This is a genomic window from Paenibacillus sp. 01T431 (genome assembly GCF_056398625.1).
The window spans coordinates 188,082-201,378 of record NZ_JBFTPT010000014.1; the positions used below are offsets into that span (position 1 = coordinate 188,082).

Annotated in this window: 13 protein-coding genes; 4 read left to right on the plus strand and 9 right to left on the minus strand. The window is 44.3% G+C overall.

Features of this window, described 5'->3' with window-relative positions; all coding sequences use genetic code 11:
• Positions 1-13 precede the first annotated feature (13 nt).
• The 3 genes from deoB to AC1DM9_RS24570 are packed head-to-tail and all read left to right on the plus strand — an operon-like array spanning position 14 to position 3,267.
• Positions 14-1,195 carry a phosphopentomutase gene (deoB, locus tag AC1DM9_RS24560; protein WP_477582689.1) on the plus strand — a complete coding sequence of 394 codons (1,182 nt, stop codon included), beginning with the start codon at positions 14-16 and terminating at the stop codon, positions 1,193-1,195.
• Between the two features lie 21 nt (positions 1,196-1,216).
• Positions 1,217-1,924: a purine-nucleoside phosphorylase gene (gene deoD / locus AC1DM9_RS24565; RefSeq protein ID WP_477549078.1), complete on the plus strand. Its 708-nt coding sequence runs from the start codon at positions 1,217-1,219 to the stop codon at positions 1,922-1,924.
• A 41-nt stretch (positions 1,925-1,965) separates the two neighbouring features.
• Positions 1,966-3,267: a pyrimidine-nucleoside phosphorylase gene (locus AC1DM9_RS24570; protein WP_339206672.1), complete on the plus strand. Its 1,302-nt coding sequence runs from the start codon at positions 1,966-1,968 to the stop codon at positions 3,265-3,267.
• Positions 3,268-3,356: 89 nt separating this feature from the next.
• Here AC1DM9_RS24570 and AC1DM9_RS24575 read toward each other — a convergent pair whose 3' ends face one another.
• The 6 genes from AC1DM9_RS24575 to AC1DM9_RS24600 all read right to left on the minus strand — a co-directional run bounded on the left by AC1DM9_RS24575 (position 3,357) and on the right by AC1DM9_RS24600 (position 8,148).
• Entirely contained in the window at positions 3,357-4,415 is a 1,059-nt protein-coding gene (locus tag AC1DM9_RS24575; protein ID WP_477582691.1) for a serine hydrolase domain-containing protein, read from the minus strand.
• 125 nt (positions 4,416-4,540) lie between these two features.
• Positions 4,541-4,978: a rhodanese-like domain-containing protein gene (locus tag AC1DM9_RS24580; RefSeq protein ID WP_477549076.1), complete on the minus strand. Its 438-nt coding sequence runs from the start codon at positions 4,976-4,978 to the stop codon at positions 4,541-4,543.
• Positions 4,979-5,088: 110 nt separating this feature from the next.
• Entirely contained in the window at positions 5,089-5,973 is an 885-nt protein-coding gene (locus AC1DM9_RS24585) for a LysR family transcriptional regulator (RefSeq protein ID WP_477510854.1), read from the minus strand.
• An 83-nt stretch (positions 5,974-6,056) separates the two neighbouring features.
• The gene (locus AC1DM9_RS24590; RefSeq protein ID WP_441878741.1) at positions 6,057-6,644 is read right to left on the minus strand and encodes a hypothetical protein; all 588 of its coding nucleotides are present in this window, start codon (positions 6,642-6,644) and stop codon (positions 6,057-6,059) included.
• A 103-nt stretch (positions 6,645-6,747) separates the two neighbouring features.
• Entirely contained in the window at positions 6,748-7,179 is a 432-nt protein-coding gene (locus tag AC1DM9_RS24595; protein ID WP_477582693.1) for a GNAT family N-acetyltransferase, read from the minus strand.
• Between the two features lie 81 nt (positions 7,180-7,260).
• Complete coding sequence (locus AC1DM9_RS24600) at positions 7,261-8,148, minus strand: AraC family transcriptional regulator (protein ID WP_477582695.1); 888 nt, start codon at positions 8,146-8,148, stop codon at positions 7,261-7,263.
• 152 nt (positions 8,149-8,300) lie between these two features.
• Here AC1DM9_RS24600 and AC1DM9_RS24605 point away from each other — a divergent pair, with 152 nt between their 5' ends.
• Positions 8,301-9,908, plus strand: a complete 1,608-nt coding sequence (locus AC1DM9_RS24605; RefSeq protein ID WP_441878745.1) for a glycoside hydrolase family 43 protein — start codon at positions 8,301-8,303, stop codon at positions 9,906-9,908.
• A 155-nt stretch (positions 9,909-10,063) separates the two neighbouring features.
• On the opposite strand, the gene AC1DM9_RS24610 is transcribed toward AC1DM9_RS24605, so the two are convergent.
• The 3 genes from AC1DM9_RS24610 to AC1DM9_RS24620 form a co-directional block, all read right to left on the minus strand.
• A complete protein-coding gene (locus tag AC1DM9_RS24610) occupies positions 10,064-10,948 on the minus strand; it encodes a carbohydrate ABC transporter permease (RefSeq protein ID WP_076268734.1) in 885 nt (294 codons plus the stop codon).
• Between the two features lie 13 nt (positions 10,949-10,961).
• On the minus strand, positions 10,962-11,843 hold the full coding sequence (locus AC1DM9_RS24615) for a carbohydrate ABC transporter permease (RefSeq protein WP_076268733.1): 882 nt from the start codon (positions 11,841-11,843) through the stop codon (positions 10,962-10,964).
• 94 nt (positions 11,844-11,937) lie between these two features.
• Positions 11,938-13,269 carry an extracellular solute-binding protein gene (locus AC1DM9_RS24620; RefSeq protein WP_076268732.1) on the minus strand — a complete coding sequence of 444 codons (1,332 nt, stop codon included), beginning with the start codon at positions 13,267-13,269 and terminating at the stop codon, positions 11,938-11,940.
• Between the last annotated feature and the right edge of the window lie 28 nt (positions 13,270-13,297).

A 13,297-nucleotide genomic window follows, 5' to 3' on the forward strand; every position in this document is an offset into this window, starting at 1 on the left:
GAGCCTAAAACCAATGAACAAGTTTCAAAGAATTCACCTTGTTGTCATGGACTCTGTAGGTATCGGCGAGTCGCCGGATGCAGCCAGCTTCGGGGACGTTGATGTCGATACACTCGGTCATATCGCACGGGAATGCGGAGGTCTGGAGATGCCTAATATGGCTAAGCTCGGACTATCCAACATTAAGGAAATTGCTGGAGTGAAGGTCGCAGACCAGCCGCTTGCTTATTATACAAAAATGCAAGAAGCGTCCAATGGCAAAGATACAATGACGGGCCACTGGGAGATCATGGGACTTCATATTGCAGTACCATTTCGCGTCTTCGCAGATGGATTCCCGCAGGAATTGATTGCTCGCATTGAAGCTCATACCGGTCGCAAGGTCATTGGAAACAAACCTGCAAGCGGCACTGAAATTATCGACGAGCTTGGTGAAGAGCATATGCAGACGGGCGCACTGATTGTATACACTTCTGCTGATTCCGTGCTGCAAATTGCTGCTCATGAAGAGGTTGTTCCACTGTCTGAGCTTTATGGAATTTGTGAATTTTGCCGAGAAATCACACTGGAAGATCCCTACATGCTGGGGAGAATTATCGCACGTCCTTTTGTTGGCGAGCCAGGCCATTTCAAAAGAACATCCAATCGCCATGACTATGCATTGAAGCCATTTAATAGAACAGTAATGAATGAGCTAAAAGATGGTGGATTTGATGTCATCGCTCTTGGTAAAATATCCGATATATACGATGGTGAAGGTGTTACGAAAACGGTGCGTACAGTGTCCAATGCAGATGGCATGGATCAATTTATCGCGACCCTTGACGAATCGTTTACGGGAATCAGCTTCTTGAACCTCGTTGATTTTGATGCGCTATTCGGGCATCGCCGCGATCCAAAGGGCTATGGACAAGCATTGGAAGAATATGATGCTCGTTTGCCAGAGGTTTTTGCCAAATTAACGGATCAGGATTTGCTGATCATTACAGCCGATCACGGCAATGACCCGACTTATCATGGTACGGATCATACTCGTGAATATGTGCCTCTACTCGCATACTCGCCGCGTTTTCAACAAGCTGGTCAAGCTCTGCCGATAAGCGAAACCTTTGCAGATATTGGGGCTACCATTGCTGAAAACTTCGGAGTTAAGATGCCAGAGCATGGCAAAAGCTTTTTGGGACAATTAAAATAACGATTTTAGAGGAGAATGTTGATGAGCGTTCATATTGCAGCCGAACAAGGCCAAATTGCAGAAACTATTTTATTGCCGGGTGATCCGCTAAGAGCCAAATATATTGCGGATACTTATTTGGAGGATGTCATCTGCTATAACGAAGTTAGGGGCATGCTAGGTTTTACAGGTACTTATAAAGGAAATCGCATATCCGTGCAGGGAACTGGTATGGGCGTCCCTTCAATCAGTATTTATGTGAATGAATTGATTAAGGACTATGGCGTTAAAAATCTAGTTCGTGTAGGCACTTGCGGCGCTATGCAGGAAAGCGTACATGTTCGTGAAGTTATTTTGGCGCAAGCCGCTTGTACAGATTCCAGCGTTAATCGCCATGTTTTTGGCGGATATGATTTCTCGCCAATCGGCAGCTTCTCCTTGTTGAAGGCAGCCTATGAGCGCGGTAGTGAAAAAGGGCTTAAATTGCATGTCGGCAATATTTTCTGCTCGGATACTTTCTACCGCGATGATAAGACAATCGTTCAAAGACTGATGGATCACGGCGTTCTAGGTGTAGAAATGGAAACAACAGCACTTTATACTCTTGCAGCTAAATACGGCGTCAACGCACTAACGATTCTAACGGTAAGCGACCATCTTCTAACTGGCGAAGAAACGACTTCGGCAGAGCGTCAAAGCACCTTTAACGATATGATGGAAGTTGCTCTTGAAACCGTAATTTCACTATAATTTGATATTAAATAATCAATGAACAGCGAGGAGACAACAACATGAGAATGGTTGACCTAATTGAGAAAAAACGTGATGGCGGAGAGCTTACAACAGAGGAAATCAACTTTATTATTGAAGGCTATACGAAGGATGAAATTCCTGACTATCAGGTTAGTGCCTTGGCTATGGCTATCTTCTTCAAGGATATGACAGAGCGCGAACGCGCTGACTTAACGATGGCGATCGTGAATTCCGGCGATACGATTGATCTGTCGGCAATTGAAGGCGTGAAGGTAGATAAGCACTCCACTGGCGGTGTTGGCGATACAACTACGCTTGTACTTGCTCCACTTGTTGCTGCACTGGATATCCCGGTTGCCAAAATGTCAGGCCGCGGTCTTGGACATACTGGCGGTACAATTGACAAGCTGGAAGCCATTGCAGGATTCCATGTGGAAATCGGCAAGGATGAATTTGTGAACCTCGTGAACAAGGATAAAATTGCGGTTATCGGACAATCCGGCAATTTGACGCCAGCTGATAAGAAGCTATACGCTTTGCGCGATGTTACAGCAACGGTAGATTCTATTCCGCTCATTGCCAGTTCGATTATGAGCAAGAAGATTGCTGCCGGTTCAGATGCTATCGTGCTTGATGTGAAGACAGGCGCTGGCGCATTTATGAAAACCGTTGAAGATGCCAAGGAACTTGCACATGCTATGGTAAGCATAGGCAATAACGTTGGCCGTAAGACGATGGCCGTCATCTCGGATATGAGCCAGCCGCTTGGACTCGCAATCGGCAACGCGCTTGAAGTGAAAGAAGCAATCGATACACTTCAAGGAAAAGGACCTAAAGATTTGGAAGAGCTTTGCCTTGCACTAGGCAGCCAAATGGTGTTTCTTGCGAATAAAGCTAGCTCTCTAGAAGAAGCCGAGGAAATGCTGAAGGAAGTTATTCGCAACGGCAAAGCACTCGAAAAATTCAAATCATTTATCGCTAATCAAGGCGGCGATCCTTCGGTTGTGGATCATCCTGAGAAATTGCCGCAAGCGCCTTATCTGATTGAAGTGCCTGCCAAAGCAGACGGCGTGGTCACTGAAATAATTGCCGATGAGATCGGAACTGCAGCGATGCTGCTTGGAGCTGGACGTGCGACGAAGGAATCGGAAATTGATTTGGCTGTTGGCCTCATGCTGAATAAAAAAATCGGCGATGCGGTTAAAACAGGTGAATCCCTCGTTACGATTCATTCCAACCGTGAGAATGTTGATGATGTGCTTAATATCATTTACGAAAACATCCGCATCGGCAGCAGCGTAACACCACCCGTACTCATCTACGGAATTGTGACAGAATAATATAATTAAAGAAGAGGACCGTTGGAGCTTGCCGTTTAGGCAGCTACAACAGTCCTCTTCTTTAATTACAGCAGACCATATGCACCGATTTAATTACCTTCAGCCAGCAACAGCTGCTCTGCTTTGAAATGCAGCTCCCATACGTTGCAGGTTTGATTTGCCAGTATAATACTGGTAGAATCCATCTCCGGGTAATAGGCAAACATAGCAGCTACACCTGCATTTGAACCCTCTTTATACATTCGAATTAGTTTGCCATCATTATTGTAGAGAAAATGAAAGCCATATCCGTTTACGATTTTGCCCCATTCATACTTTTGTTCGATGGCAGAATGAGGCTTCATGATCTCGGTCGTCATCTCCTCGGATAACAACTTTCCATTAATGAGTGCACGCATGAACAAGTCAAGGTCGCTGACAGTAGTAAATGCACCTCCATCAGAAGTACCCATTGGCGGATAGGAATATATGTTTTTACGCCACGCGACTATATTTTGTTCGTCATAAATGGCGGCGTAGCCTTCAGCAATAGGAGCATCTCCCTCATCTTTTGAGCTAAATGCTGTATTCTGCATCCCGCAAGCACGAAATATATGTTCATCTACATAGCTTCGATAGTTTCCATTGGTTGCTTTCTCAATCGCGAGGCCTAGCAGCACAAATGCACAGTTATTATAGCTGACGTTAGTTCCCGCCTTGAATTTGGGTTCCTTATACGCAAACTGAGGAATAAAATCAGCACAATCTCTTATCGAGTAATTGGGCTTGTTTATGAACAAATCCTCGTAGCTCTCTCCCATTTCTTCATCTGCATCATCAGCAATACCTGACGTATGCGTAAGTAAATGAGTGATCGTAACGTCGCTTGGTATTTTGGTGCCAGTGAGGTCGATGATCGCTGTAATTCGGTCTTCCAGCTTTATTTTGCCTTGCTCAACAAGCTGAAGTATCGCAACTGCAGTAAACAATTTGGTAATCGAAGCTGTATCGAACATCGTATTCATCTGGTTTGCCACTTTAAATCCTCTATGTGCAAAGCCGTATGCTCGGGCGAATATGACCTTGCCGCCTTTGTTCACTAATCCTGCACCTGAAAAATGATGCTGCTCATGATACTGATCAAATAAGGAAGTTAGTTCTTTTTCCATCTCTAAAACCCTCTCATTATTAACATAGCTTCATTTTACCATTTGCATATTTCCATATCCGATAAAGTTTAACTATAATGATTTGTTATCAGGTTTTAGTACTCCTGAGAGCCGCGGCTTGTTCATTACCCGATTAAAGGGGCAGACCCATCTAACAAGCCATTTACCTCATTTCCTTCCTTACGCCAATATTCCATGCCGCCAAGCATCTCCTTTACCTTAAAGCCAAGCCCAGATAAACGAGCGGCACCTTTGGCAGCTCCATTGCATGCCGGCCCCCAGCAGTATACAACAATGACTTGTTCCTTTGAGAAGGATGAAGTCCTCTCCTCATTAATCATATTGGACGGCAGGTTAATCGCACCAGGAACATGGCACTCTTCATAAGCTTTTGCGCTGCGAACATCGATGAGCAGAAAGTCATGAACGCCCCGCTTCATATCATGACATACGTCAGAAACATCTGTTTCTACAGCCAGTTTGTTCATATAATGACGATGGGTATCCTCCGGTGAAGCTGCTGGTGTTTCAAGAACAAGCGATACATAAGATTCGTTTTCCATTTCCGCTGCCTCCATTTGGGCTGTTATATTTAAGCCGTTCGATTTCTTAAATACAATGTAGCACAGCCTTAAACAATGGAGTTATCGATAGAAATCTATAGTACACTTCATTAATTTTGATGATTAACCCCGCCAACAAGCTCTAAGAACCCCGTAAACGCTTTGGATTTCCATTTCTTCTTGGCATAGATGAGCTGTGTATAGAACTTACAATCGGGGTGCGCAAAAGGAACAGCAATCAACTCGCCTTTCTGAACCGCATCAGCAACGACAATACGCGGCAATAAAGCAATTCCAAGACCGTACATCACACACTGCTTAATCGCTTCTAAATTGCCAAACTCATACGATAATGTATAATTCACATGGTTATGTTTGAGTACCTTGAGCAGCATAGCCCGGTAGGTGCAGCCATTCTCTGTTAAAATCATCGATTCGTTCTCCAAATCTTCAACCTGCACCTTATCAAAGCTTACGAAGCGATGATCGGGACTTGCAATGATGACAAGCTCCTCTTCCCTCAAAATACAGCTGTGAAGCTCAGGATCAGCAAACGGCGGATCTAAGATGATCCCGACATCTAAAGCTCCCTCTTTTACACTCTCGATAATTACCGGTTCATTCCCCGGCTGAATGACAATGTTAACCTGCGGGTAGCTTAAACGATACGCCTGAAGATGCGGGGGGAGGAAAAAAGCAGCCAATGTCTCAATCGTACCAATGGTCAGCGTGCCCTTCGACTGTGTGGAGAGAACTTCTTTTGACTCCTCATGCAGCCTAACGATATCGTCGGCATATTGCAATAGCGTTTCCCCGGCCATCGTTAGCCTCATTTTCCTCCCAAATCGCTCCACTAGAACTGCCCCATACGATTCTTCAAGCTTCTGAATTTGAGTCGTAATACTCGACTGCGCATAACCCAGAGTTTCAGCAGCTCGTGTGAAGCTCCCCCACTTTGCTACTTCGCGAAATGTTTTTAAGTACGTTAATTCCAAGGCGCTATTCCCCTTTCTATAGGGAGAATCGTTCCCCCTATTGTAACTAGGATTTAGCTGTTATTCATTCGTATTTCACAACATTAAATACGTCCTAACATGATGCGCAAGCCAACTACGATCATGGACGGCACTAATAACTTATCGCTTTTTCCCCAAATAGGAGATGTGCTATGTGGCGACTGTATCTCGTAATTCTTTGAATCTGCAAATTCCTTCAACCGATCTTGCGAGGAGTCTGTTTCACCATTAGGATATCCAACTTCGACCTGCCCATTTTCTACTTTAGATGCCGTTATCCAGCTTGGGGATAGCAATTTAAGATTAGGAGGGATGTCAGATAAGAAAAAGACGTATTCTTCACCGGATTTGAACTTCATAGAAAAATCAGGACATGCATTTCCAGCTGGATATTTGCTTCTATTGTCTATCGTTTCTGGCAAATAAATCGTCTGCGGCGCTTTGCCCGGTCCAGCATATGAAGTAACAGCCAGTGTAACTTTTCTTCCGTCCTCACTTATATCAGCCACCTTGCCATAAACCATAGCTTTCGACTCATAAGCCTCTTCAAAGTTCCATGGGATAGGTGAGCAAGCATGGACAAAATTAGCGTTCACTACGATAAACAAACAGATGAAGCTAAGTGTTAGTAATAGTACTTTATTTCTCATGTTCATCACTCCCATTCATTCTTATATCCTATAACGATGGGATGGAAATAATTGTTGCTGCTCTGCTGCCGACTTCAAAGCAATAACCGCAGTCGCATCTAATTTAAGTCAACGGACTAATATCTTTTCGAAAATAATAATGTTTGCTGCCTAAGGGCGCGTCTTCAAAAACCGCCACTTCTCTATAACCGTTTTTCTTATAAAATTCCGGCGCCTGAAAACTAAACGTGTTTAGCTTAATGAAGGTGCATTTCTTCTCTTTAGCTATTTTCTCTATTTGGGATAGCAGCTGGCTGCCGAGACCTGTGCCTCTAAGAGCTTGATCTACCCACAAAATATCGACCTCTATCCAATTCCAGCAAAAGACGCTTAATAGTCCGCCAAGGATTTTGCCTTCATCATCCTTTATCGTCAGGTTTATTTCCTCATAATTGTTTTTCAACTCGTCGGGGACATGCCCATGATTAAACTCGATCAGTTTTCTTTTCACATATTCGCTTTCTTCTTTGCTTCCATAAGTAATTTCAGCTGACACTAGTTTCCACCACCAAATAAGATAATATAATGATCACTTTCCAATTATAGTATATTGCACATTCAAGATGAAGCGTTTTGCTTATTCATGGAAACGGCTGCGGAAGCTGCTTGGCGACTCTCCCGTCCAGCGTTTGAACTGCCTGCTGAAGTGCGCAATATTATGGTAGCCAAGCCTCGCCGATATCGACTCTACCGTTGCTTCGGGATTCATCAGCAGCAGCTTCGCTTTTTTCAGCATCAAAGTGGACAAATATTGACGGGGAGACACGCCATACACCTGGGTAAACATGCGATTGACCGACGACATGCTGTAACCCACCGAATCCGCAATTAATTTTATCGTCTCCATCTCATCCTCCTGCTCTCTTCTGCTTGCCGCACCCTCAACCGTACGCTCCAGCATTGTCGCAATCTGTGCTGCTGCAGCCGATTTCCGTGCACCAGCCTCATCGCCGCGGTTAAGCTCAGACAGCGTACCGCTTAATCCAGCAAACAGTTCAAATAAAGCAGACAAAATATTCATGCGAGATTCTACTCGTACCACTGCTTCTTCAGAGGTTAATGCCATTAATTTATCCAAAGCTGGCTTGATTGCTACTGCCAGCTCACTGCCAGCTTCGTGAAAACAACGGCTATTGCGAATAAGAAGCTCACGGAAAGACCTCTCATCGACGTCAAAATGCAAGCAGTAATAGGTCATTTCATCATTACTAGCGACAGAGCTTTCATGATTGTCCCCCGGATTGAGCAATATAAGATCACCTGGACCTTGCTTATAGCCATGTCCGTTAACCTTCATCTCCTGCGTTCCCGATAATACGAGATTCACTTCAAATAGAGGATGCTTATGCAGCGGGTATTTCCATTCCGGATCAACCGTACGCCAGTGTGCTGCAAAAACACGGAAGGTGGAATCCATATCAGGCAGCATAAATTCCTTTCTAGCGGACTCTATTTTCATTTGCATAAGCGCGCATTTCTCCTTCCTTATTTGCATACCCAAAAATATGATTGATTTGGGTAAATATCAACATGGTATGGATATGGGAACGGGTTAAAATCATTGCTATGATATAGATAGTATAGATTACAATTCATTTCCTAAAAAGGAGAAAAGATATGACTGCCATCCAAAATCCGATTTTACCTGGCTTTAATCCAGACCCCTGTATTTGCCGTGTAGGAGAAGACTACTATATTGCGGTTTCAACCTTCGAATGGTTTCCCGGCGTTGGCATTTACCACTCTAAGGATTTAAAAAACTGGAGGCTTGCCGCAAGACCTTTAAGCAGGCTCAGCCAACTGAACATGATGGGCAATCCTGATTCTGGCGGTATTTGGGCTCCTGCACTATCCTATAGCGACAATAAATTTTGGCTCATCTATACCGATGTGAAAGTGACCGAAGGGCAATGGAAAGACTGCCACAACTATTTGGTTACCTGCGACACGATTGATGGCGAATGGTCCGAGCCCATTCATGTGAATAGCTCCGGCTTCGATCCATCGTTGTTCCATGACGAGGACGGCAAAAAGTATTTTGTAAACATGATGTGGGATCAACGGGTCGGCCATCACAACTTCTATGGTATTTTGCTTCAGGAATACAGCGCGAGCGAGCAGAAGCTAATCGGCAAACCTGAAATTATTTTCAAAGGAACCGAGATTAAGCTGACCGAAGCTCCTCACCTTTATAAAATGAATGGCTACTATTACTTGCTTACGGCTGAGGGCGGCACCAAATATGAGCATCAGGCGACCATCGCTCGCTCCAAACAGCTTGCCGGACCATATGAGGTGCATCCGGAAAATCCGTTAATCTCATCGTTCCATGCACCGCGTATTCCATTGCAAAAGGCTGGCCATGCTTCTATCGTTCAAACGCATACCGGCGAATGGTTCTTAGTGCATCTTGTTGGACGACCTCTCTCTAGAGAAGGCCAGCCGCTGCTTGATCCGCGTGGTTACTGCCCGCTTGGCAGAGAAACAGCTATTCAGCGGCTCGAATGGCGCAATGATTGGCCTTATGTCGTTGGCGGCAACCAGCCATCCCTTGTCATTGAAGGACCTAACATTCCCGAAGTGAAATGGGAACGCGATTATCCAGTTAAGGATGATTTCGATAGCAGCACGCTAAATCTGCATTTCCAAAGCCTGCGCATCCCTTTAGGAGATCAAATTGTTTCTTTGACCGATAACCCTGGACATCTTCGTCTATACGGCAAAGAATCATTGACTTCTAAATTTACGCAGTCATTTATCGCAAGGAGATGGCAGCATTTCAACTTTACAGCTGAAACAAAAATCGCATTTCAACCGACGTCCTTCCAACAATCAGCTGGGCTTGTGAACTACTACAATACGCAAAACTGGACATCCTGCCAAATCTCATGGAATGAGGAAAAGGGAAGAATTTTGCAGCTTGTTGCATGCGATAATTTTTCGTTCTCTGAGCCGCTTCAAGGAAACGAAATAGCAATTCCAGAAGACGTTACCTATGTGCATGTCCGTGTTGACGTAGAGAATACACTGTACTACTACTCTTATTCGTTTGATGGCAAGAGCTGGACTCGTCTGCCTGTAAACTTCGAATGCTACAAGCTATCGGATGACTACATTCAAGGCGGCGGCTTCTTCACAGGCGCATTCGTCGGCATGCAGTGTCAGGATACATCGGGACGCAGCCTGCACGCAGACTTTGATTATTTTATATACGACAATCATTAATGAAGCAAGAAAGCTTTTGGGAGCTGAGCATCGTTCCTAAGAGCTTTCTTTTTTTATCCTTTGCATAAACGAAAGAACCTCCATAATCACTGCTGTGATTGGAGGTTCTTGTACGGTTCAGATACTGCCAAGCGGACGACGTCCCATCATCAGCTTTAGCCTTTGACCGAACCTGCTGCTATGCCTTCAACGATACGATCGCTTAAGAATAGGAATGCAATCAATATTGGCAATATACTAATCATTAATGTAGCGCCGATTGCGCCCCAGTCCGTCGTATATTGGCCGATGAAGTTTTGCACGCCGACCGTCAGCGTTTTATAGGCATCTGAGCTTATAAATGTATTAACGAAAATAAATTCATTCCAATTATAAATCATGTTAATAATGCCTGTCGTTGCGATAACAGAGCCAGTCATCGGCAGTACGATTCGGAAAAATATTTTGTTCACGGAGCAGCCGTCGATAACCGCCGCTTCTTCTACCTCACGCGGCAAAGCATAATAGAAGCCAAGCAGGATCATAATCGTGATCGGCATATTGAACGCTACATAAGACAAAATAAGCGACAACGGATGATCAATAAGATGTATTTTGTTGAAAATGCTGAACAACGGAATGAGCGTCGAATGCACCGGAATCATCATCGCAACCATGAATAGACCGAGTACAAAAGAGCTTCCTTTCCACTTCAACCTTGTTATCGCGTAGGTAACTAGGCTGCCTAACACAATCGTAAGCACCGTCGCAACAACTGTAATCCATACGCTGTTAAAAAAATAAACATCAATATTTCCAGCGCTCCATACCTTCTCGTAATTTTCCCACCTAGGATTCATAGGCAGTGACAGCGGAGGAAGATTGAATACTTCCTGATTGTTTTTAAGCGAGAAAAACAGCAGCCATACGAGCGGGAAAATTTGCAATATGGCAACGACCGATAACACGATATATAGTACGGAATAACCCAGTTTGCTTGCTATCCAAGCGCCGGAGCTTTTGTTTCCGTTCCTCAGCTGTCCTGCAGTTCCGGGCATCATGAAGCTTCCCTCCTTACGAATATTGAATCGTATCTTTTGTAGCAGTCAATTTTCGGATTATCCAAGTTACGATGAGACAAATGATAAGCAGGAAGAAACCAATTGCACTGCCATAACCAAAGTCATATGCCCGGAAAGCTTGGTGATACATGTACGATGCCATCACTTCACTGGAACCGTTTGGTCCACCATCTGTCATGACATAAATCAGATCAAAGTATTTAAGCGATCCAACAATTGCCAGCACGATCGTTACTTTAATGACCTCCATCGCCAGCGGAAGCTTGATCTTGTAAGCGATTTGAAAGGCATTCGCGCCGTCAATCTTCGCCGCTTCCTCAAGTGAAGCTGGGATGTTCTTAAGCGCAGCGTAATAAATTAAAATATAAAAGCCCGCATACTGCCATAGGATTGGAATGAATAGAGCAAACAATACCAGTGAAGACTCAGCCAGCCATGCGGGAGGATTTGCAAACCCAATGGATTCGAGAAAGCTGTTCAGAATCCCATTCGTTGGATGATAAATTTTCAGCCAAAGCTGTGCAATCGCTACGGACGACAGCAGCATCGGAATCAAATATATTTTGCGAAAAAAATTGACGCCTTTTAGTTTGGCGGACAACACCATAGCAATAACTAAATAGAGAATGAGACTAAGTGTTGAAAAAACAGCTAACATAAGCGAATGACCAGCGCTGTTCCAAAACATTTTATCCTTAATTAGAGCTTGATAATTATCCAAACCAATAAATTTCATCGCTCCAATGCCATTCCACTGGTTTAATCCATAATAGCCAGTCAGAACGATTGGAATGTATACAATAGCTAATATCAGAAGCAGGGAAGGCAGCACATACAGCGCAATTATTCTTTTGTTCGACATGACCTTATCCAAATTAGCCGACTCCTTTCTCATTCTCAAGCAGTAAGCGTTTACCCGGCATCATATGCCGGGTAAACGGCTTCCCTGCTCCCTATTCTAGAAGCTGTCAGTTTCCTTTGGAAATGGCCGCATCATGCTCTTCAGAGAATTTCTCTGGTGTCACTGCTTTGCCGAATAACGCTTGAATTTGGTTGAGATGCGTTTCTGCGGCATTTGCTTGCATTTGTACATCTGCAAACAAGGTAATGCTGCTAGCTTTGTTCATTTCATTGAACAGATCTACATATAGCTGAGGCAGCTCAAGCTTGGAAGTATCCACCTTCGTTGCTGGAATAACACCTGCTCCAGTAACGGATTGCTCGCCCCATTTTTCCACAAAATATTCTACGAAAGCTTTCGCTTCTGCTTTGACGTTTGAGCTTTCTGAAACGAACAATCCAACGCCTGGTCCGCCTACCCAGCTGTTGATATCGCCTTTGCCGCCTTCAACCGTTGGGAACTTGAAGAAACCAACGCTGTCGCGGAACTCTTTAGGAATATCTTCATTCGTTGTGAAGTTAGGAAGCTCCCACGTACCCATCATGTACATAGCCGCTTTGCTGTTCAGAAACTCTGATTTTGCTTCTTCGTTGGACAAGCCGTTAAAGCCTTTTACGAATGCGTTGCTGTCTACTAGCGATTGAACCTCACTAGCCGCTTTTACCAGGTTTTCATCCTTGAAAGATCCTGAGCCGCTAATCGCTTTGGACAATGCTTCTTGTCCTGCAAAACGATCTGCAAGGTACATGTACCACAATGATCCAGTCCAACGATCCTTGTTGCCAAGGGCGATTGGCGCGACACCGTTTTCAGAGAGCGTTTTCACAACTTGCTTAAATTGCTCGTAGGTTTGCGGCACTTCCAGCTTGTATTTCTCAAAAAGCGCTTTATTGTAATATACCGGGGAAATATTGAATTCAAGCGGCAAACCATACGTTTTACCGTCTACAGCATAAGCCTCTGTTGTGCCGCTGACGAATTTGCCATTAAGATTTCCGCTAAGCAGATCATCCAGCGGTGTGAACAGCTTGCCCTCTACATACGGCTGAAGGAAGCCCGCTGCCCAAGTCACACCTACATCCGGCAGTTGATTTGATGCTGAAAGCACTTTCAATTTATTTTTATATTGTTCGTTATCCAGCACTTCTTGTTTGATCGTAACGTTAGGGTTCTCTTTTTGATATTCAGAAATAATTTGATTCACAATTTTGTTTTGTCCAGCCGATACGCCCTCAGGCCATAAGTGCATAAAATTAACCGTTACTTTCTCGGAACCGCTTCCATTTGCACCATTCTTTGAACCCTCTTTACCGCCATTGTTCGAATTTTGACCGCAGCCTGCTGCAACAACTGCAAGACATAGAGTCAATAGGAGAATCGTCCATTTCTTTTTGAACACGTTTACAACCCCTTTTCTGCTGGTGATA